Source organism: Peribacillus sp. FSL K6-1552, assembly GCF_038005205.1.
Lineage (GTDB): Bacteria > Bacillota > Bacilli > Bacillales > DSM-1321 > Peribacillus > Peribacillus butanolivorans.
Genome location: NZ_JBBOST010000001.1, coordinates 4634701 through 4657407, shown reverse-complemented (window position 1 = coordinate 4657407; position 22707 = coordinate 4634701). Strand labels below are relative to the sequence as shown.

General features: G+C 40.1%; 17 protein-coding genes. 12 read left to right on the top strand and 5 right to left on the bottom strand.

Annotated features, from left to right (window positions below; translation table 11 throughout):
* Nucleotides 1-5: 5 nt before the first annotated feature.
* The 5 genes from NST21_RS22390 (at nt 6) to NST21_RS22370 (ending at nt 5739) form a co-directional block, all read left to right on the top strand.
* Nucleotides 6-704 (top strand): CoA transferase subunit A, encoded by a 699-nt coding sequence (locus tag NST21_RS22390; RefSeq protein WP_340891351.1) that lies wholly within the window; start codon nt 6-8, stop codon nt 702-704.
* The gene (locus tag NST21_RS22385; protein ID WP_053347553.1) at nt 689-1351 is read left to right on the top strand and encodes a 3-oxoacid CoA-transferase subunit B; all 663 of its coding nucleotides are present in this window, start codon (nt 689-691) and stop codon (nt 1349-1351) included. Before NST21_RS22390 ends, NST21_RS22385 begins: the two co-directional genes overlap by 16 nt.
* A gap of 18 nt (nt 1352-1369) precedes the next feature.
* On the top strand, nt 1370-2560 hold the full coding sequence (locus tag NST21_RS22380; RefSeq protein ID WP_340891348.1) for a thiolase family protein: 1191 nt from the start codon (nt 1370-1372) through the stop codon (nt 2558-2560).
* A gap of 2 nt (nt 2561-2562) precedes the next feature.
* A complete protein-coding gene (locus NST21_RS22375) occupies nt 2563-3876 on the top strand; it encodes a peptidase (RefSeq protein WP_340891346.1) in 1314 nt (437 codons plus the stop codon).
* A 405-nt stretch (nt 3877-4281) separates the two neighbouring features.
* Complete coding sequence (locus NST21_RS22370; RefSeq protein WP_340891345.1) at nt 4282-5739, top strand: amino acid permease; 1458 nt, start codon at nt 4282-4284, stop codon at nt 5737-5739.
* A gap of 300 nt (nt 5740-6039) precedes the next feature.
* Here the strand turns inward: NST21_RS22370 and NST21_RS22365 are convergent, their stop codons facing one another.
* Both NST21_RS22365 and NST21_RS22360 read right to left on the bottom strand, forming a co-directional pair.
* Entirely contained in the window at nt 6040-6168 is a 129-nt protein-coding gene (locus NST21_RS22365) for a hypothetical protein (RefSeq protein WP_340891344.1), read from the bottom strand.
* 357 nt (nt 6169-6525) lie between these two features.
* Entirely contained in the window at nt 6526-8199 is a 1674-nt protein-coding gene (locus NST21_RS22360) for a ribonuclease J (protein WP_340891343.1), read from the bottom strand.
* Between the two features lie 438 nt (nt 8200-8637).
* Here NST21_RS22360 and NST21_RS22355 point away from each other — a divergent pair, with 438 nt between their 5' ends.
* From NST21_RS22355 to NST21_RS22345, 3 genes are all read left to right on the top strand, one after another.
* On the top strand, nt 8638-9294 hold the full coding sequence (locus NST21_RS22355; RefSeq protein WP_340891342.1) for a hypothetical protein: 657 nt from the start codon (nt 8638-8640) through the stop codon (nt 9292-9294).
* A 322-nt stretch (nt 9295-9616) separates the two neighbouring features.
* The gene (locus NST21_RS22350) at nt 9617-10342 is read left to right on the top strand and encodes a sulfite exporter TauE/SafE family protein (protein ID WP_056530334.1); all 726 of its coding nucleotides are present in this window, start codon (nt 9617-9619) and stop codon (nt 10340-10342) included.
* 151 nt (nt 10343-10493) lie between these two features.
* Entirely contained in the window at nt 10494-11174 is a 681-nt protein-coding gene (locus tag NST21_RS22345; RefSeq protein ID WP_340891340.1) for a hypothetical protein, read from the top strand.
* Between the two features lie 562 nt (nt 11175-11736).
* Here the strand turns inward: NST21_RS22345 and NST21_RS22340 are convergent.
* Nucleotides 11737-12648, bottom strand: a complete 912-nt coding sequence (locus NST21_RS22340; RefSeq protein WP_340891338.1) for a TetR/AcrR family transcriptional regulator — start codon at nt 12646-12648, stop codon at nt 11737-11739.
* A gap of 258 nt (nt 12649-12906) precedes the next feature.
* On the opposite strand from NST21_RS22340, the gene NST21_RS22335 reads away from it, so the two are divergent.
* Entirely contained in the window at nt 12907-14355 is a 1449-nt protein-coding gene (locus NST21_RS22335) for a DHA2 family efflux MFS transporter permease subunit (protein WP_340892607.1), read from the top strand.
* Between the two features lie 181 nt (nt 14356-14536).
* Here the strand turns inward: NST21_RS22335 and NST21_RS22330 are convergent, their stop codons facing one another.
* Nucleotides 14537-16540 carry a YhgE/Pip domain-containing protein gene (locus NST21_RS22330; RefSeq protein ID WP_340891336.1) on the bottom strand — a complete coding sequence of 668 codons (2004 nt, stop codon included), beginning with the start codon at nt 16538-16540 and terminating at the stop codon, nt 14537-14539.
* 123 nt (nt 16541-16663) lie between these two features.
* On the opposite strand from NST21_RS22330, the gene NST21_RS22325 reads away from it, so the two are divergent.
* The gene (locus NST21_RS22325; protein ID WP_340891335.1) at nt 16664-17566 is read left to right on the top strand and encodes a LysR family transcriptional regulator; all 903 of its coding nucleotides are present in this window, start codon (nt 16664-16666) and stop codon (nt 17564-17566) included.
* Nucleotides 17567-17887: 321 nt separating this feature from the next.
* Here NST21_RS22325 and NST21_RS22320 read toward each other — a convergent pair whose 3' ends face one another.
* The gene (locus tag NST21_RS22320; protein WP_340891333.1) at nt 17888-18430 is read right to left on the bottom strand and encodes an ATP-binding protein; all 543 of its coding nucleotides are present in this window, start codon (nt 18428-18430) and stop codon (nt 17888-17890) included.
* A 244-nt stretch (nt 18431-18674) separates the two neighbouring features.
* Between NST21_RS22320 and NST21_RS22315 the strand changes: the two genes are divergently transcribed.
* Nucleotides 18675-20021, top strand: a complete 1347-nt coding sequence (locus NST21_RS22315; protein ID WP_340891331.1) for a 3' terminal RNA ribose 2'-O-methyltransferase Hen1 — start codon at nt 18675-18677, stop codon at nt 20019-20021.
* Nucleotides 20022-20023: 2 nt separating this feature from the next.
* A complete protein-coding gene (locus NST21_RS22310; RefSeq protein WP_340891330.1) occupies nt 20024-22615 on the top strand; it encodes a polynucleotide kinase-phosphatase in 2592 nt (863 codons plus the stop codon).
* Nucleotides 22616-22707 lie beyond the last annotated feature (92 nt).

The following is a 22707-nucleotide window of genomic DNA, read 5'->3' as shown; positions in this document are numbered from 1 at the left end:
ACCATATGAAGCAGGTCATTTCGAAAAAAAACAAAATTGTGACCCTGGAAGAAGCACTCGAGTATATTACTGATGGATGTACTCTCATGTACGGTGGGTTTGGGGGAGTGGGGACTCCGCCAACACTCATACAGGGCATCCTGGACAAGGGTGTTAAGGAACTAACATTGATTGGCAATGATACGGGATTCCCTGATATTGGAATTGGTCGGCTAGTGACTCTTGAAAGAGCCAAAAAGGTCATTGCCTCTCATATCGGATCTAATCCTAATGCCGGTCGGCTCATGACTGAAGGAAAGCTGCAAGTGGAATTTTCTCCGCAAGGAACATTAGCTGAAAGGATTCGTGCAGGCGGAGTAGGCTTGGGCGGGGTTTTTGTTGATGTCGGGATTGGAACGATAGCTGAAGAAGGCAAGGACAAAATGGTAATCGACGGAAAGGAATATTTGATCGAAACCGCTTTGACCTCGGAAGTGAGTATCGTCTATGCCAAAAAGGCAGATCCGTTGGGGAATTTGGTTTTTGACAAGAGTGCCCGCAACTTCAATCCGCTGGTAGCGATGGCAGGAGCCTTTACTATAGCAGAAGTTGAAGAAATTGTTCCGGTAGGCGAATTGGATCCGGAGTGTATTGCCACGCCAGGTATTTATGTAGATATGGTGATTCCAACAAAAGGGGTGAATTGGAAATGGGCATGGGAGTAGATGTACGAAATCGCATCGCCAAACGCGCTGCCAAGGAAATCCATGACGGATTAATCGTCAATTTAGGTATTGGCATCCCTACCTTAGTGGCTGATCATTTACCTCAAGATATCCATGTGCTGTTTCATGCGGAAAACGGTGTTCTTGGAACAGGCCCCAGTCCAAATCAGGGGGAAGAAGATCCTGCTCTCTGTAACGCAGGAGGGTTCCCGATTACGTCTGTAATGGGGGCTTCTTACTTTGACAGTGCAACTGCATTTGGCATGATTCGTCGAGGATACATCGACATTACCATCCTTGGGGCATTGGAAGTTAGTGAAACAGGGGATTTAGCCAACTGGATTGTCCCAGGCAAACGGGTACCGGGGATGGGCGGGGCAATGGAGCTTGCCCAAAAAGCCAAAAAGGTGATTGTCTTGATGAATCATGTAAACAAGCAGGGTGAATCGAAGATATTAAAGAAATGCACACTTCCTTTAACGGCAAGACATAGTGTAGATTTAATCATTACTGATATGGCTGTCATGGAAGTTACAAAAGAGGGATTGGTGTTAAAGGAAGTTATGGCACCTTATACAGTTGATGATGTGATTGCGAATACAGAGGCATCGTTGAAAATCGGGGCCACTGTCAACAGCATTGAATAGGTAAGAGGAGGAAGAAGCATGAATGAGGTTGTCATCGTTGCTGGAGCGCGAACTGCAGTTGGATCCTTTGGAAAATCACTCCGGAATGTTAATGCTACCGAATTAGGCCGTCAAGTATTGGAAGGCTTAATGGAAAAATCTGAATTAGGCAAAGAAAAGGTCAATGAAGTGATTTTCGGACATGGCTATGTCCATGGAGGCGGACTTAACTCGGCCCGAATTTCATCGCAGATGGCAAATTTCCCGCATAGTGTCCCAGGCCACGTTGTAATCAAAGCATGTGGATCAGGTTTAAAGGCCATTACCAATGCTGCATTAACTATCGCTGCTGGTCAAGAAGACATAATCATTGCCGGCGGAGTGGAGAGCATGAGCAATGTGCCTTATATCGTGAAAAATAGATGGGGCGGTAAATTTGGAAACGTAACGATGGAGGATGCTCTGCTGGCAGATGGATTAATATGTTCCTTGGGAAATGAGCATATGGGAATAACAGCCGAGCGCTTGGCTGAAAAATATGGTATCCGTCGTGAAGAACAGGATCAATTTGCTTATCAAAGCCACAAGAAGGCTTGGAAAGCTATGGAAGAGGGTCGCTTTGATCGAGAAATTATTCCGCTCAAAATCAAGGATCGAAAAGGGCTTCAAATCTTCAATCAAGACGAAGGGGTACGCGAGGACATTCATCTGAGTCAACTAGCCAGTCTTCCAGCAGTATTCAAAAATGAAGGAACCATAACGGCAGGAAATGCCTGTCCCATGAATGATGGAGCAGCAGCTGTACTATTAATGTCCAAGCAGCAAGCAGAAGAAAAGGGATTAAAACCGCTGTTGAAAATCAAGGCTTTCGCCAGTGCAGGTGTTGAACCTGGAGTTATGGGGATTGGACCCGTACCAGCGACTCGAAAGGCATTGGCAAAAGCAGGTCTATCGTTAGAGGATATCGGACTGATTGAACTTAATGAAGCCTTTGCTGCCCAAGCACTTGCAGTGATCAAGGAGTTAGATTTGAATCCGGATATCGTCAATGTCAATGGAGGGGCAATTGCACTTGGTCACCCTGTAGGAGCAACAGGTGCAAAATTGACAGTCACACTGATGCATGAAATGTTGCGTTCCCAAGTTAAGTACGGAATGGTAACGTTATGTATGGCAGGTGGAATGGGACTTTCAGTAATCTATGAGAATATGTGTATAAAAGGAGGATAAAAGTGCCGGATTTTAAAAAACGAATTAACCAATGGATCAAGGATCATCGGGAAGAAGGAACAGACTTATTGCAAAGGTTGGTGCAAGCACCGAGTACCCAAGGAAATGAAGCAGACGCTCAGGCTATCGTCGCCCAAAAACTAGAGGAAATGGGCCTGAAGGTTGATATTTGGGAGCCTAACGGTGGGGAACTGAAAAAGCATTCCTATTTCTATTCTCCTCGCAGCGAATTTTCCAACAGTCCTAATGTGGTAGGAATTATGAAGGGAACTGGAGGCGGCCGCTCCATTATCTTGAACGGACACATCGATGTGGTTCCGGATGGTGATCGGGATCAGTGGGATGACGATCCATATAGTGGAGCCATAAAGAATGGGAAAATGTTTGGACGTGGCGTAACAGATATGAAGGGAGGCAATGTATCCCTTATCCTTGCTATGCAGGCATTAAAGGAAAATGGCATCCATTTAAAGGGAGATGTCATATTTCAAAGTGTGATTGAAGAAGAAAGCGGCGGAGCCGGAACGTTAGCAGCCGTCTTGAGGGGATACAAAGCCGATGCTGCCCTTATCCCTGAACCAACGAATATGAGGATTTTCCCCAAACAGCAAGGGTCGATGTGGTTCCGAGTTTTGGTAAAAGGCCGGTCAGCTCACGGTGGAACCAGGTATGAAGGTGTAAGTGCCATTGAAAAAAGTATGACCGTAATAAATCATATTCGTGCTCTGGAAGAAAAGCGAAATGCACGTATCAGTGATCCGCTTTATCAGAACACACCTATTCCGATTCCAATCAATTTAGGCGTCATTGAAGGCGGTAATTGGCCTTCCTCAGTTCCTGACCTCGTGAAAATTGAAGGTAGAATGGGTGTTGCGCCAGAGGAAACAATGGAGCAGGCGAAAAACGAAATGGCTAATTGGCTGTTACAGATCAAAGAAGTTGATGAATGGTTCAAGGATAATCCGCCCGTTTTAGAATGGTTCGGAGCACGCTGGGTTCCAGGGGCAATTGATGTAGAACATGAACTAATGAATACGCTCGTCAATCAATTTCGGCAAGTTGCTGGACAAGATCCGGTCATTGAAGCCTCTCCATGGGGAACTGATGGAGGATTGTTGACTCATGTCGGTGAAACGCCTGCAATTGTTTTTGGTCCTGGAGTAACAGAGGTTGCCCATTATCCAAATGAATATATCTTACTGGACAATGTGTTCGCGACAGCGGAGATTATTGCCCTTACTTTAATTCAATGGTGTGGAATTGAACAATTGCAGGATGAGTCTTATGTGGCCTTGGCAAGTAATGAAGACAAATGATAACGTAATTGGGAGTTACCTGATGGAACAATGTCTATTTAAAATTAATTGGGCTCCATCCATTCAATGTGTTACTAATTGGAAGAGACAGAGAAAGAAATTGAATATCAACACACTACAGATAGATATGATGAATTGATGTCTAAGCCCCGTTTACTTAAAAGAAATTATTTTGTTTTTAGCCAGTAAAGTGAAGCTTCAATTGGTGAAGTAACCTTGGTAGTGAACGTATCAGGTTCTTACCTTCAGATAGAAAAGGGTAAATACATAGTCTTCCGCAAATAGGTTGTGGGAGACTATTCATATCTAATGAACTCTACTATTACCAACAATACGGCTGTTAAGACAAATCTCTTTAAATATTTCTTAAAGTTATAATTTTAATAGAAAATGAGGTAGTAACCAATGGACATGAATCTCATTGAAAATCAAGAACCGACAGTTAAAAGAAACTTAAAAGCAAGGCATATGACCATGATCGCAATTGGAGGTTCTATCGGAACTGGCCTATTTTTGGCAAGTGGTACAACTATCCAAAGTGCAGGACCTGGTGGTGCTCTCGCTGCATATGTATGCATTGGAATTATGGTGTATTTTCTTATGACAAGCTTGGGGGAAATGGCGACATATATGCCTGTATCAGGTTCATTTTCTTCCTATGCTACACGCTTTGTAGATCCAGCATTTGGTTTTGCACTTGGCTGGAATTATTGGTTTAACTGGGCGGTTACCCTTGCTGTGGAAATAGCTGCGGCAGCCATCATCATGAAATTCTGGCTGCCTGAAGTGCCAAGCATAATATGGAGTGCATTGTTTCTTGGACTCGTCTTTATGCTGAACGCCTTATCCATTAAAAGTTATGGTGAATCAGAATATTGGTTTTCCCTAGTAAAAGTCGTGGCCATTATTTTCTTTATCATTATTGGATTATTGACAATCTTAGGGGTTTTTGGTGGAGAGGTGATAGGATTTGAAAACTTCACCATGGGTGAGGCGCCTTTCAAGGGCGGATTTTTATCGATCATTAGTATCTTTCTAATCGCTGGATTTTCTTTTCAAGGTACAGAACTAGTTGGTATAGCCGCTGGTGAAAGTGAGAATCCTGAAAAAAATGTTCCGAATGCGATTCGCCAAGTATTTTGGCGCATCTTATTGTTTTACATCGGAGCCATTTTGATACTCGGGCTGTTAATTCCATATACAAGTCCAAGTTTATTAGGCGGGGATGTAGATAATATTTCTGTAAGCCCTTTCACGCTCGTTTTTGAACGGGCAGGATTCGCGTTCGCTGCTTCTGTCATGAATGCTGTTGTTTTGACATCATTACTTTCTGCAGGGAACTCGGGGCTTTATGCATCAACTCGAATGTTATGGTCGATGGCAAAAGATAATCAGGCTCCAAAGTTTCTAGCCAAAGTTAACCACAGGGGAATCCCGATGAATGCCTTGATTCTCACAGCAATAATTGGAGGACTAGCTTTTTTAACATCTGTTTTCGGGGATCATGTATTTACATGGCTATTAAATGCTTCAGGATTAACGGGATTTATCGCTTGGATTGGAATTGCCGTAAGCCATTATCGTTTTAGACGTGCGTACGTAGCACAGGGCGGTGACATAAACGAGTTAAAATACAAAGCAAAATGGTTTCCATTCGGTCCGATTCTTTCATTTATACTTTGTATGGTTGTCATTGCAGGGCAGAATTACGAGGCGTTTCTAAGCGGCAGTATTGACTGGTATGGGGTCGCAGTCTCCTATATTGGTTTACCAATATTTTTAGCGATATGGTTAGGGTACAAGGTTTTTCATAAGACAAAGGTAATTTCATTGAAAGATTGTCAATTTGAGAAATCAGCATAGGAAAAGTAAACTGAATTTCAAAGTCAGTATCGTAACGAGCATTGTGAATGTTATCATTCATGATGCTTTTTTTATTTGTGTGGTATAAGATATTGAAAAAAGGCTTAGCAGGGTTGAAGATAAATTGAATTCGATGAATAAAGGGAAGTAATGAGAAGTAACGCTGTTTTTTACCAAAAAACAGCGTTTATAGAATAGAAATGCACTAATTAGACCATAGTGGACGAAAACCTCAGTTATATCTCCGAAAATAAGAATATATCGACGAAAACCACAATTATATCTTCGGAATTAAAGAACTCAGTTTTCCATCATTAAAAGTCGCAGAGTTTCTTCCATTCCTTCTATGTATGGAGTTTTAGGGATGGGGCCGATGCGTTTTTCATATTTTTCTCCATTCAGAATGAATCCTTCTTTAGTTAAATACATGATTTCCACTACTTCCTTCATGAAAGGAGTTAAACAAGCCGAGTATCTGAATGATGTTTTTTGTTAGGGGAAGGAACATCCTTTTCTGTCCAGTTACCTGACGGGCAATTTGGATGATTTCGTTTCCGGTAATTAGCCCAGGCCCAAATAAAGGAACGTAGCATTTAACAGAAGAAACATTTAAGGAAAATATGGGCTGTGGTTTTTGAAGGAGTTAGCGGATGGTAGAGGTATCTTTTTAACCAAATATCACAATAACAGTTATGGTGGCAAAAGCAAGTAAATCAGAACTTGATTGAAAAAATGGAACTCGACTACATATAGTCGAGTTCCATTTTTGTGAGCTTTCGATTGACGCTAAATTTCAATGATTATTGGAAGGATCATTGGTTTCTTCTTCGTTTGGTTATAGAGATATTGCCCTATTTCCTTCTTAATAGTTTGTTTAATGATATTCCAACGGTATATTTTATCACTTTGTAATTCGTTGACTGTTTTCGTGACAAGGCGATTTACCTGTCTAAGGAGATCTTCGGAATTTTGAATATATACAAATCCACGGGAAATGGTATCCGGTCCTGACACTATTTTTCTTTCCATTTTGCTTAGTGTTATGACAATTACGAGCATCCCGTCTTCGGAAAGCTGCTTACGGTCCCGCAGTACGATTTCTCCAACATCACCAACGCCCATACCGTCAACAAAGGTATTGCCAGCAGGAAATTTTCTGGTTTGACGGGCGACCGAGTTTTCAATATCCACGACATCGCCATTATTGATAACGAAAATATTGTCCTTCTCTACCCCGACTGACTCAGCTAATATTCGATGTTGGTGCAACATCCTATATTCACCGTGAATGGGTATGAAATACTTAGGCTTCATCAGGGTAAGCATGAGTTTTAACTCCTCCTGGTAGGCATGTCCAGAAACATGCATGCCTGTTACACTTCCTGATCCGTAAATGACCTTGGCCCCCAGCTGAAACAAGTTGTCGATGATACGTGATACATCCCGTTCATTTCCGGGGATTGGAGTAGAGGCAAGAATCACTGTATCATCAGGTAATATACTCATATCGCGATAATTCGAACTGGAAAGGCGAGACAGGGCAGCAAACGGCTCCCCTTGACTTCCCGTACATAAAACCGCGACTCTTTCAGGAGCAAAGTTATCGACTTCATGTGCTTGGATCAGCATCCCATCAGGAATATCGAGGTACCCACGCTCCATGGCAACAGATACGACGTTAACCATACTTCGTCCTAATAAGGCGAGTTTTCGGTTTGTCTTCCGGCAAGCGTTCACAACTTGTTGGACGCGATTAACATTTGAAGCAAAGGTAGATAGAAAAACTTTCTGTTTAGCCTGCATAAAGGCCTCTTCAATATGGCTACCAACAAGATGCTCTGAAGGACTTGAGCCAGGGCGTTCAGCATTAGTACTTTCAGATAATAAAACCAAGACACCTTCACTCCCGATTCTAGCCATTTTATGAATATCAGGATATTGCTTATTCATAGGAGTTAAATCAAATTTGAAGTCCCCTGTGTGAACCACTGTACCTTCTGGGGTATGTATGGTGACTCCTAGACAGTCGGGTATACTATGATTAGTTTTGAAAAAATCTAGATTTATATTCCCAAATTCAATCTTTGAATCAGAGTCAATCTGAATTAATTCAGTATCACCCAATAGTCTATGTTCTATTAATTTTAATTCAATTAAACCAAGTGTTAAACGTGTGGCATATATGGGTACATTTATTTTTTTTAAGATGTAGGGGATACCCCCTATATGATCTTCATGCCCATGAGTCACAATTAAAGCGCGGATATTATTTATATTTTCCTGCAGAAATGTAATATCAGGAATAATTAAATCAACTCCTAATAAACTTTCATCTGGAAACTTTGCACCACAGTCGATAATAATAATATCGTTTGAATATTGGATCACATACATGTTTTTACCGATTTCATTCACTCCGCCTAAAGCTAGTATGGACAGAGCATTATCTTTCGTACTCATTTTTAGGCCCTCCTTTTATAGCAATAATGGTTAGTCTTTCCTTATGTATCCCTTATAATTACTGAAAATTGTTTTGTGAGGGAATTTAGGATTATGCTCCAATTTTAAAGAAGGGGAGAAACTAGAAAAAGAAAGTCTGTTCATAAAATGACGACTATAAATACAATGCATATAAACAACAAAAACAGATGGCTAGCTAAATCAGTTATTCCATCTAAAAAGAAAATTAGCTTTTAGTCTACGATCTGATAAGAAATGGCTTATTGAAGAATTTGTTGGAATGCCATAGACATGTTGAATCGCGAGGGAAATTTCACTTCAAAAATTAGGGTTGCTTCGGCAACTTTTTTCGTATGCATCTGAAGAGACCTTTTGGGTATAAGGTTTGTTATAATAAGTTGAATCATGTTGGAAAAGTTATAGAAATGAGGAAAAAATTTGAAAAAGGTATCACTTGTTATATTTTCTATTTTATTATTATTAGGGTTATTGGGTTGTGAAGCGGAGAACAAGAAAGCCAATTCTGAAGAAAAAACAGTCAAAGAAGATGAAGAAAAATCAATCAAAGAAGATGAAGAAGTTAAATCACTTTATACGGTCGACAGTTATATGAAGTCAGTAGAAGAAAACCTTGAAGCAAAATCGGAAATTTTAATCAGTAACATGCAGGAGTTACATAAATACACCATTTACTCTAAAGTGGAATTATTGGATTTTGTAGCATTTGTAGATGACCCTTCAGAGTTTGACTTATCCATTACTATGTTCTCAATGGATAGACAAGCTAATGAAGTCTTTAAAGAGGGTAAGGATTCTACTATCTTTGCAGGTAGTCTGGGTATGATTGAAAATGTAAGATACACCCACCTTTTAGGTAATCAAACAGATGACTTTTGGGATTTCTACGAAAAAAATGAAGAAGAACTTAACCTTGCAGAAAAACAAGCGTTTGCTACTTGGGTCGCAGATTGCTGGAAAAAAGCAGATGGACAATCAATCACATTGCCAGCCTACTTTTCTCTTCACGATGATTATGAATCCTTTGATTTAAAGAAAAATCAATGGGTTACAGATGATGAGAAATGGTCTTATTGATACTAAAAAAGGAAGGGCCTTCAATTATGAAGGTCTTTCTTGTTCATACATCGGTTACAAATACCAAAGTAAGCATGCCTAAAGAAATGAAGCCTAAAAAATTGCACTATATAATGGAACCTTAGTTTTGAGATGTTAATTCAAATTGGGTTTGGGTTTATTGTTCCACTCTAATTAAGATACATTTAATGTAAGCTATTACGTAACAAGAGGGTCAAGTACTTATTAATCACCTAAGAGAGGGTATATGAAATTAGAAGAGAAAAAGAAAAAGTACAGCAAAGAAAAGAAGAGATAAGTTATAAAATAGGGGGTTTGTACTTTGGGGACTGCACTAATTTTCATATGCATTGTATTGGTGGCTTCTATACTGCAATCAAGTACAGGTTTTGGTTTTTCCATAATGGCGACACCTTTCTTACTAATGTTATTCCAACCGCAAGAAGCCATACAAATAAATATTACTTTATCTTTAGTTATTTCAATATCATTAATTTTGAAGATACGAAATGACATTGATTTTATATTATTAAAAAGATTTATATTAGGAAGTATAGTTGGCGTACCATTGGGTGTTCTAATCTTTGTTTCTATTAACATTAATGCTTTAAAATTAGGGGTTAGCATACTACTTTTAATATTAACATTGTTACTGATAGGCAATTTTAGGGTTAAACCAACACAATTTAGGGATTTCATAGTTGGCGGGATATCAGGTGTTTTAACGACAAGTATCGGTATGCCTGGCCCTCCGTTATTGCTTTACTTTACAGGAACAGATACTGAAAAAGGAAAGTTAAGAGCAACTACCTTAGCATTTTATCTCTTTATTTATTTCATCAGTCTCATAACCCAAATAATCTTTACTGGAACCAACAAAGTAATATGGGAATCAAGTCTTTATGCAATTCCAATTGTATTTCTGGGTTTGTATATAGGTCAAATTATTTTCAAACGGCTAAACCAAAGGGTATTTAGAATATTTACATATATCCTTTTAATTTTTACAGGGATTTATCTTTTACTGGAAAGTTTAAAAGCGTTATAGAAGTAAGCGTCCTTAATCTTATTCTAAATTTCATCTGGTAGAGTGATCGACACTTTTTTTATACATATGAGTTTGACAGGGGTTTCCGATGTATAACAGCGAATATAATTAAGCGTAGTTTGTTCAGCGGAAGATAAAGAGGAGGGTTACGTTGACATCAAAACAAGAATTAGCTGTAATGAACAATGTTGTCTGGTGCGGAATTATAAGTAAACTTCATGGATGTCGAATTAGGAGTGGAAATAACCTCTGGGGTTTGGATAAAAAAGCTCCGACCTATTATCCAGATGTCATTACATTGAGTAATGATGTATGTAACGATGAATTCTTTAATTTTATAGAGGACTCACAAGCAGAGTTTATTAAAGACAGTTTTTCATCCTTAAAACTAGGAGATAACTTTGAACTTTTATATGAAGCCAGTTGGATTTACCATAAACCTGCAATTGTTGAAGATATTGAAAAGGCAGCATACAGGAGAATCATCTCAGAAGAGGAACTTCAGTGCTGGATATCGGTTTCCGGTTTAAACGGCATTCTGTTACCGGATATCTTATTTCAGCCTGATGTTGTTGTATATGCAAAAGAAGGAGATGAAATAACTGCTGGTTTTATTGCTAATGTCAGTGGAGACACGATTGGCGTATCAAATGTTTTTTCCTCTGGAAATGCTGCTGCATCCATATGGAGAGATATTGTTCATGTAATCAGTCAAAATCATGTAGGCAAGCATTTAGTCGGTTATGAGCAGGATGAAAATCTTAGTGCAGCAGTGGCAGCGGGGTGGGAAAATGTTGGGTATCTGAGTGTATGGAGAAAACGGAATTTATAGCAAGTGGGTTACAGATGATGAAAACTGGTTTTATTGATATCCACAACTGACCATTTTCCTTCACATGAATACACAATTTCTGCACATGCAAAACACCTCCAATTTTTCGTCCGTGGCCAGGAATAATACGACCTTCAGAGAGATAATTCGACCGTGACCAGGAATAAATCGACCTTCAGAGAGATAATTCGACCGTGGCCAGGAATAATACGACCTTCAGAGAGATAATTCGACCGTGGCCAGGAATAAATCGACCTTCAGAGAGATAATTCGACCGTGGCCAGGAATAATTCAACCTTCAGAGAGATAATTCGTCCGTGGCCAGGAATAATTCGACCTTCAGAGAGATAATTCGACCGTGGCCAGGGATAATTCGACCTTCAGAGAGATAATTCGTCCGTGGCCAGGAATAATACGACCTTCAGAGAGATAATTCGTCCGTCGTTACAAATAATTCGACCTTCCATCATTTCATAAAATAAAAAAACAGTATGTGTTCAATAACATACTGTTTTTTCTTTGTCTTTAGTTTTTAGGTTAGCCCATTCATTTTCATCAGACTTTATATTTCTGTTTCTAATTGGCTCAAGCAGGAGTTGATATTTTCTTCGAAATTTTCAACATTTTGCTGGGCAATTGTTGCGTATTGGGTTTTTAAGGTGTTCAGCAAACTTTCTATCAAAAATTGGCGTGGTTTGCTGGATTGCGTTATCTCTTCATGGATGAAATCAATCAGTTCAATTGCTTTGGTTCGATCTTCGCTGCAAGGTAGAGCTTTGTTTGTTGCTTTTTTCAATGCCAAGGTGGATTGCAGCAGATCATTGTGGCTTGTATGAAGATTGCACCTGAAATTAGGAATCCATGTATCAATTAGCTCTGGGTCAAGAATCTGCTCTCCGCTTTCAGCTACCTCATTGACTATATGGACGATTCGGTTCATGCAGTAACGGATGACTTTTATTTCCGGTGAACTGATAGTTTTGGCTTTATAATTAAAATGATTCAAGTGGGTCATCATCCCAAGAAAGAGAATGGCGCTATCTAACAGATACGGTTTTTTGGTTTCTCCAAATATATCGAGGAACCGACTATACACCCAGCGTATGCTTAATAATTGGATTCGGTTGATGAATTGTTTTAATTCATCGTCGTTAGACACACGCACTTCTTCGATCAGGATAAGTAATTTACTTTGTTTGTTCACCATCATATGCAGTTCCAACTGCTTAATAAAAATTTCAATATCTGCTAAATCTTGACCAATTAATAGTTCTTCACGGGCTTGGCGAAGCTTCTTATGGTAGGAACGGAATATAGCTATAAATAATTCACCCTTCGAAGGGAAATAATTATAAAATGTACCCTTAGAAATGCCGCTGCCGTCTAAAATGTCCTGGATGGACGTGGCTTGATATCCTTTTTCAATAAACAGCTTATGAGCTGTATCGATGACATTCTGCCTTCGATTATTCATCAAATCACCTAATTTCCATTATACTGCCTGTATAAATGTAATCGTACTCTATTTTCTATTACAGTACAAACCCTTATTTAAACCAGTATATTTTTATTGCAAAAATTGAACTAGAGGTATATTATAGATTTTATGCGGATTGGATTATACCAGTCGTACAATAAAATGAACTATTAGTTTGAATGGAGGAATAGATAAAAAGTGAGTACTGCTCAAATTACTGAAAAAAAGGGCTCATATGGTATCCTGATTATTTTAATGGTCGCGGCATTTATATCCATACTGAATTCGACCCTTTTGAATATTGCACTACCGTCAATTAAAACAGACCTTGGAATTGAGACGTCTACGGTCCAATGGCTGACAACAGGATACATGCTGGTGAACGGAATCATGATTCCTACAACCGCCTTCTTAATAAGAAAATATTCGGTGCGTAATCTGTTCTTGACAGCCATGCTGTTATTTTCAATCGGGACGATTGTTGCAGGTGTAGCACACGTATTCCCGCTGTTATTAGGCGCGCGGATGGTTCAGGCTGCTGGTTCGGCGATTATGATGCCATTATTAATGAACGTTCTTTTAACTGCCTTCCCTGTTGAAAAACGCGGCTCGGCGATGGGATTGTTTGGTTTAGTCATGATGTTTGCTCCTGCTATCGGGCCGACGCTTTCAGGCTGGATTATCGAACACTATGATTGGAGAATGCTTTTCCACTTTATTACTCCACTTGCTTTACTTATACTAATTTTTGGTTTCTTTAAACTTAAAGACAAGAAAGAAAAAGTTGATATCAAAATTGATATTCTATCTGTCATTTTATCAAGCTTAGGCTTTGGCGGCTTGTTGTATGGATTTAGCTCAGCAGGCAGCAAGGGCTGGGATAGCCCTTTGGTATACGGAACATTAATTGTTGGTGCCGTTTCACTGGTCCTTTTCATTACACGCCAGCTTAAAATGGAAACACCGATGCTTGAATTCAAGATTTTTAAACATCCAATGTTTGCTTTATCTGCAACCATTTCGATCGTATTAAATATGGCAATGTTTTCAGCGATGATCTTAATGCCGTTGTACACTCAAACGGTCCGAGGCATTTCCCCGTTCGATTCGGGATTATTGATGCTCCCAGGTGCTCTTTTAATGGCAATTATGTCACCAATAACCGGTAAACTCTTTGATAAGTTCGGAGCACGTATTCTTGCTTCTCTTGGTTTGCTTATCACGGTGATTACGACGTATTTCTTTAGTAAGCTGACAATGGATACTTCATATACACATATTGTACTGTTGTTTTCAATCCGGGCATTCGGGTTGTCGATGGCAATGATGCCTATTATGACAAATGGTTTAAACTCGCTGCCAGCCCGTATGAATCCGCATGGTACAGCGATGAATAACACGCTGAACCAAGTTTCCGGAGCAATCGGTACAGCATTACTTGTTACGGTCATGTCTAACCGGTCAGCTTCGACTGGTGAGGATCTTATGACTAAAGCGATGAGCAAATTAACAGGTCAGCCTACTACTGAGATGATGGATCAAATGCAGGCCCAAATCGGGATGCAGGCCATGTTGGATGGGATTAACTTTTCCTTCTTTGTGTCTACCTTTATCGCAGCTGTGGCGTTGATTTTGACATTATTTATTAAGCGTGCATGGCCGGCAAAAGATAAGCCAGCTGAAAAAGCTGATCAGACCGCTTAATCTCAAGTAATGTCTGAATGACTAAATGGTACAGATAATAATTTTAGAATAGGTTATAGATTAAGGCATGGTCATGGCGGTTTCCTTTTCGGAATATGCTTGTGATCATGCTTTCTTTGCAAGTAAAAGCGGAGAGATAAAAAAGCAGTGCCATTTCTAATCGAATGGCACTGCTTTTAGGTTATGACGCTATATCTTCTGAATTCACCTTTGCATGCTGAATATGACTCGTAATCCAGCCAATTACTGCTGCAGAAACGAGATAGGCGAGTAAAATCCAAATCTGGGTCTGTAAGTTTGACCAGCCGCCTAATGAAATGACTTCTTGTAGCTCCTGAAGGGAATGAGCCATAGGTAAAAATTGACCGATTTGTGTTAATAGCGACATTCCAAGTTCACCCGGGAATGTTCCACCGCAAGTAGCTAATTGAAATACAAGAAGGGTCACGGCTGCGAATTTGCCGACGACTCCGAATACGGTTACCAGCATAAGTATGAAAGTCATGAAGGTAAATGAAACGATGATGCTTGATAGAATAAATACAGGAACGCTAGCCACATGTAATTGGAATCCAAGGAGGACAACTGCATCCACGAGAAGTGCCTGAATCAAGCCGATTACATAAACTAGCCCTAATTTATTCGTAAAATGAACGGTTCCGGTAACCTTAAGATTCTGTCTACGGCCTAGCGGCAGGATATTGGAAGCCATAATGCCGCCTACATAAAAGGCTAGAGACAGAAAGTAAGGAGCGATTCCGGTTCCATAGTTTGGAACTTCCGAAAGGTTGGATTGGACCAATTGCACAGGTTCAGAGAACATCGAAGTGGTAGAATCGCTGTACTGAAGGCTTGATGTTTTATCCGCGGCTTCCTTAAGTTTGGAAGATAACTTGTTTGAGCCCGTTTCTAGTGAAGCAAGTCCATCCTGAAGTTCCGTTGATCCACGGGCTAGTTGACTGCTTCCGCCAGCAAGTGAAGTGATTCCGGTGTTTAGAGTGGAAAAGCCACTTGTCCATTTTATAAATCCGTTTGTGAAAAGGCTTGCTCCCTCGTTTAATTGCTTAGCACCTGAGGTAGCCTGCGCCATTTTATCACCAAACGTTTTCATACCAGCTTGAAGGGCGACTTGCCCATCTGCCACTTTTGCCGCTCCTTGCCCCAATTGCTTTTGCCCAGCGGTTAAAGTAGTGGCCGCATTGGATAATCCATCAGATAAGGCAAGGATTTGCTTGAAGTTTTGATCTTGCTTTGCTTCAGGATGACTTTGGGCATACGCATCCAATTGCTTCTTAAGGGTACTTGCTGTACTTTCCGCCTGTTCTTGTCCCTGAACCAATTTTGCATTGCCAGCTGACAAGTCTTTAACTCCCTTGCTAACCTTGTTCATACCATTTTCTAATGTTTGTTGTCCATCTGTTAGCTGTTTCATGCCGGTATACAAGGTCTGGGAACCTGATGTTAGACCTTCCGCGCCAGTAGAAAAGGCTTCTTGTCCGTCCGAAAGCTGGGTGCTTCCTGTACGTAGCTTCTGGGCACCATCATTTAATCTCTGAATTCCATCTGTTAATTTCTCACTGCCGCTTTTCGCATCGACAGTTCCTTGATGAAGCTCCTCGGCTCCATTTCCGGCGTCTGCTAAGCCTTTAGAAATATCTTGGAATTTGGAAAGGATGCCTTCTGAATAGCCTTTCGTGATGCTGGCATTGATTTTGGTGGTCATTTTTTCAACTGCAGTTGTACTAATTTGTGAGGCAACAAAGTTTTTACCCGGATTAATTTTATATAAAAGTTTAGCGGCTTCCGGTTTTTCATCCATTAAAGTGGTGACATTTTCAGAAAAATCATCTGGAATCGTGACAACCATATAGTAGGTGCCCTCTTTAAGCCCTGTATCTGCCACCTTTGCCGATACAAAGTGAAAGTCCAATTCTTTCTGCTTCTTCAATTGTTTAACAAAGTCATCTCCTGCCTCGATTGGCTTATCGTCCATTTGGGAACCTGTATCGAGATTGACCACTGCAACAGGTAGCTGATCCAACTTACCGTAAGGATTCCAATACCCTGCTAAAAAGAAACCTGAGTAAATCAATGGAACGACTAAAAGAAAAATCAAGGCGATTCTTCCGTGTTTATGTTTCCACATTGCTTTTATGTCTTGAAGTACGAGTTGTAATCCTTTCATTAATGAGCCTGCCCTTTCTAACTAAATGAGATTATTTCATCATAAGGGCTTTTTTAAATACTGTATAATACATAATTAGTTATATAATAATAGATTTAAGTCTATACGAAACGAGTGATAAAAATGGAAATATTACAGCTGCAGTATTTTCAAACCGTAGCACGCCTAGAACATATGACGAAGGCTGCGGAGCAACTTCAAATTGCTCAGCCGTCTCTCAGTAAAACCATTTCTCGTCTTGAAGAAGATTTGGGAGTGGCGTTGTTCGATCGGGAACATCGAAAAATCAGGCTGAATGCGGCCGGAAGGATATTCTTGAACCGTGTCGAACGAGCTTTTGCAGAATTGAATGAAGGAAGGCGCGAGATTGTGGAATTAGCGGACCAAGATCAGAAGAATATTACGTTGGCTGTTACCATTCCAAGAGTGTTGCCTGATTTGCTGGGGACATTTTTATCAGAATATCCAGATGTTCGTTTTCAACAATTTCTTAAATCTGTATCTTCCATGAAACAATTGCTTATTGAAGGGGAGATTGATTATTGCATTTCGTCCGTTCCGATTGAAGGCCTCGATATTAAGTGGGAACCGCTGATAACGGAAGAAATATTTCTGATTGTGCCTCCCGATCATCGACTAGCAGGGAGGGAGTGCATTCATCTTAATGAAGTGAAAGACGAAGCGTTCATTAGCATGAACACAGGTTTTGGATTCCGTAACTTAACGGATCAATTTTGCCAAGAAGCTGGATTTATTCAGAATATTGCATTTGAAGGCGATGAGCCGGCTGTGATCTCAGACCTTGTCAGAAGGGGCTTAGGTGTCGCTTTTGTATCAGAGTTAACTTGGCTGCACCAAACCGGGTCGCTGTCACATAAAATTCGAATAACAGAACCTGCTTGCCAAAGGACGATTGGATTGGGATGGTCGGAAAAGCGATACTTTACACCAGTTGCTAAGCAATTTCGCTTATTTGTCATGGATTATTTTTCTACTATCTCTAAGGAGCTTAAGGATTCACTGTAGAATATGTGCCGCCTAATGAACTAATGACGCATCGGCCGGATTATTCTTTGCGAAGGCCGATTAATCGCGAGGGACGAATTATTCTTTGCGAAGGCCGAATTATTCTGCGTGAAGGCCGAATTAAATGCGCGAAGGCCGAAATAATAGCGCGAAGGCCGAATTAAATGCGTGAGGGACGAATTAATAGCGCGAAGGCCGAATTAAATGTGTGAAGGCCGAAATAATAGCCCAACGGTCGAATTATCTTTCTGAAGGACGAATAAATGGCGCAAAGGACGAAATATCCTGCCCAACGGTCGGATTATCTTTCTGACGGACGAATTAATTCATTCGCAGATTTTGCACATATTCTAAAACAATTTCCACCCGTTCTTGAACTGTATAATCTCCTTCAATCCTTAATAAAGGACAAGTTAAGCCTGACACCCATTGTTCATGTGAATGCTTGCTCCTGACTTCCATTCCAGCCTCGTCATATAGGGAGGCCCACTCTAAAAAGTTATTATATTGATCGAAATGGCTGCCTCCAACTAAAATTTCCTTGCCATACCTTTGTGCCTCTCTTTGCTGCAGCCTTTCTATTCTTATATTTTTTGGAATCCATAAAAATATAATTAAATCAAAATAGCTTATAAATTCATCACCCCACCCGCATAACGAACCCGATAGTATCCAATCATCATAAGTTAATAAATCTTTTCGGAGTATTTGTTTTCGTTCTTTTACTTCTCTTTTTTCACTAAACTTATGCTGCCAGTAATAATCATCTGTATCAAAATGAACTGTCGATATGGAGTTTGATAATGCTTTTCCGAGAGTTGTAGTTCCTGAACCTGAGGCACCGATAATATGTATTTTTTTCATTCTTTTCTCTTCAACTCCGAATCTTTTTTATGATAGGTAATAAATATTCCATTAGATAATAAAAAATTCCTTCCTCATGACCAGAGCCTATTTTTAAAAAATGCTCCCTATTAGAGTGTAATGTCGTAGTTGAAGCTGATAAGTCTTCATTATGTGGTAGTATTAGGTTGTTATAATAGGAAATTAAGAAAGACTTTTACTTTAGCTTTTTTAATGAATGAAGTGTTTGAAAGGAGTGTTCCAAATGCAGTTAACGATTCAGGCTTCGGGCGACAATGTACAAGCTATATCTTATTTATTGTCTAAGAACCCGAGTAATTTATATGAGAGAAATCATAAAGGCCATTTAGTGCGCCTTTTTTATAGCAAGTTTACAGAAACAGAGCTGGAAGCGACGATTTTTGTTACACCTGACCCGATCGAATTGGTAAAAGGCAATTCCAATTCCTATGACATTACTCATTACATAAATGATCGGGAGTTTGCGGTAAGCAGCATTTTTTGTTCATTGATTAGGTCTGCACTGGGGACAGCTTTGAACGGTCAGCCGAAGGAAGAGCATACAGAGTGGGTGAATCATCCGTTTTCGTTTCAGTTCGAGTTTGGCCCTGTGGTTTCTTCTCTTTCTGATAACCAATTAAAGGATTTATTTGAGCCGATTGGTTATGAAGTGATGATTACCCGTCCGGAAATTGAGTACTCTTTCCAAATTAAAGATAAAAGCTCGGCAAGATACATTTCTTTAAAAGGAATGAAAACACTACAAGACGGGTTAAGGCATTTGTTTGTATTGATTCCGGTCATCGATAACTATAAGCACTACTACATTGATGAAAAAGAAATTGAAAAGCTTGAGAGATATGGAGACGGGTGGCTTAAAGATCATCCGATGCGAGATTATATCTATCGCCAATCACTTAGATTTAAGGAAGTATACAGCATCGTCGAGAACAGGAAACCTGAAGAGAAGAAGGAAGAAAAAGAAAGCAAAGTTCGGCTGAATGATCTTCGCTATGAAAAAATCGTTGATACAGTCAGTCAAATGAATCCAAGAAGCATCGTGGACTTCGGCTCTGGTGAAGGGAAACTTTCAGTACGCCTTGGTTTTGTAGAAGGGATAAAAGAAATCCTGGCTGTTGAGCCATCCCAAACTGCTGCCATTAAAGCCTTAGGACGATTCGAGAAAGTGAAAAATAAAGAGAAATTTGTGGTTCCTGAAACACTATGGGGCTCACTCTTCTACTATGATGAAAGATTAAAGAACAAGGATGTCATTATCTTGTGCGAAGTCATCGAGCATATCGACGAGTACCGTCTGCCTAAGGTGCTGGATACGATATTACATGACTATCAACCGAATGCCCTGATTATTACAACGCCAAACCGTGAATATAACGAGGTATACGATATGGAGGATGTTCTTCGACACAACGATCATCGTTTTGAGTGGACAAGAGCTGAATTTCGTCAGTGGTGTACAGAGCGAAATCACCGTGATATCTATAGCCTTAAATTTGAAGGAATTGGTGAACAGCATGATACATATGGTTATCCGACACAAATGTGTGTGTTCGAAAGAAAGGAGGACTAACTATGCAAATCGTATTGCCCCATGCAGGAATTGTCTTGCTGATTGGACCATCCAATAGCGGTAAGTCAACATGGTTAAAAAGCATGATTGAAAAAGAAGAGATTCTGCCTTCAGAGGTCGTTAGTTCAGATGCCTTTCGGGTATTGGTGAGTGATATTGAATTTATTGATTGGCGGGGCAGACCAAAGGATGAAGCGGACAATCTGATGGATGAATACCAGTCCATTTCAGGCGAAGCATTTTCCATGATGGATTCCGTCATTGAAGCAAGATGCCGTTTAAATAAATTAACCTTTATTGATGCGACCAATCTTCACCCAGATGATCGGAAAAGATATATCTCTTTAGCTCAAAAAAATAATGTCCCAATCCTATCGATTGTTCTGGATATACCTGAAGAGGATCTGCTTGTCAGAGATGAACAAAGAGAACATCCACGCGGAAAAAGACGTATTAAACAGCAATACCAGACGTTCAAAAGGGAAAAGCGCGTCCTAAAAAAAGAAGGGTATTCGTCTCTTTACACGTTAAAGGGAACAGAAGATATTCAGGTAATCAGACGTACAAATCCAATTGAAAAAGACATCCAGAATGGGATCGACATCATTGGGGATATTCATGGCTGCTATAAGGAAATGATCCTCGTCCTTGAAAAACTAGGCTATCAAAAAAATGAGGAAGGCCTCTATCTTCACCCCGATGGCAGGAAGTTTGTTTCCGTTGGGGATGTCATGAGCAGAGGACCAGAGTCACTTAAAACGATGCTCTTTTTCTATGAACATGTTCAAAAGGACGTCGCCTATATGATTGACAGCAATCACGGCTGGAAAATTGCTAGATGGCTAGATGGAAGAGACGTAACATTAAATCATGGTGATGAAAAAGTGGAAGAAGAATTTAAAGCGTACGAAGAGGAGTATGGAAGCGAAAAAGCAGAGGAAACGAAACAGTCACTTAAAGAGTTCCTCTTTCAAGCTCCTTCCCATTATGTATTTACCAAGAATGATGTACAGACTTTAGTTTGTGTTCATGCCGGAATCAAAGACGCTTTCATTGGTAAGCAGTCTGAAGCTGTTCGTGACTTCTGCCGTTACGGTGATACGAATGGATTTGATGAAAAAGGAAAGCCAGTGCGTAAAGATTGGCATATTTCTCATAAGAAAAGCTCGCTGATTGTCTGGGGACATGATCCGAAGCCACAACCGCTGCTAATTAACAATACCATCAACATCGATCAAGGTGTCGTCTTTGGCGGAGCATTAACTGCTTTTCGCTATCCGGAGGGGGAATTCATTTCGGTACAAGCGAGTCAAGATTTTTCAGGAGCCGATGACAATCCTCTAAGAGAATGGGAGAAAAACCGTTTGAATCCGCCGAATATTGGCAAGTTCATCAATGGGTATTCAGTATTGACAGAAAAAATGGGCGAGATTAAAATTCATCAGGATATTGTAAAGTCTGCGATTGATACGGTATCACATTTCACGATACCGATTGAACAATTAATCTACATCCCGCCTACAATGAGTCCAACACCAAGTCCATCCTCATTGGAAAATTATTTAGAGCATCCCAAAGAGGCAATCGACTATTACAGAAGCCATGGGATTCAAACCATGATTGCTGAAAAGAAACATATGGGGAGCCGGGCAATTCTTTTTCTATTTAAAGATACTGAAGCTGCTAAGAAGCATACAGGTATCGAATCTTTGGGAGTTATTTATACCAGAACGGGCAGACGTTTCTTTGACGTCGCGACGGAGGAAGAACTGGTCTTGAAAATCAATCAAGATTTGCATGAAAGCGGCTATTTTGAAAAGTACGATACGGACTATGTGCTCCTGGACGCTGAAATCATGCCCTGGAACCTGAAGGCAAAAGAGCTCATCAGCAGCCAATATGCCCACGTTTCTGAAAATGCGATTCTTGATCGAACGATGCTGAAGGAAAAAATAGCGGAAGCAGCTCGTGAGAATATGGAGTTAACAGGATGGTTGAAAGAGTATGAGCAAAAACTGGAAAATGCCTATACTTTCAAAGAAGTCTTTCAAAAGTATTGCTGGGAGATTGAAGATATAAATTCTATACAAATCGCTCCATTCCACGTGCTTGCTCATAGCAATGAAACCTTTTTTGAGCAGCCACATACATGGCATATGGAGATGAACAGGGAGTTTGCAATCCGATCTAGTTTATTTGTAGAAACGGAATACAAATTAATCACGAGTGAAGCAAGTGAAGAAGAGGTCATTAAATGGTGGCAGGATATCACAAGCGAAGGCCATGAAGGCATTGTAATCAAGCCGGAATTCTACATTTCAAGAAATAAAGGCAAGCTATTGCAGCCCGCAATTAAAGTAAGGGGAAGGAAGTACCTTAACATTATTTATGGAATGGACTACTTGCTAACGAAAAATCTTGAGCGGCTGAAAAGCAGGAATACAGGCAAAAAGCAAAAACTAGCGCTGAGAGAATTTTCGCTGGGAATCGAAGGCATTCAAAGATATGTAAAAGGTGAATCGATTGAGAGAGTCCATGAATGTGTTCTAGGAACATTGGCCATGGAATCGGATCCTGTGGATCCCAGATTGTGATAGGTAAGTGGAAGTATTTTTTTAGGTTCTTCGTCACTTAAGGAGTACTTGAGTTTAAAAAGAGGGGTTGCTGCGGCAACCTTTTTCTTTTT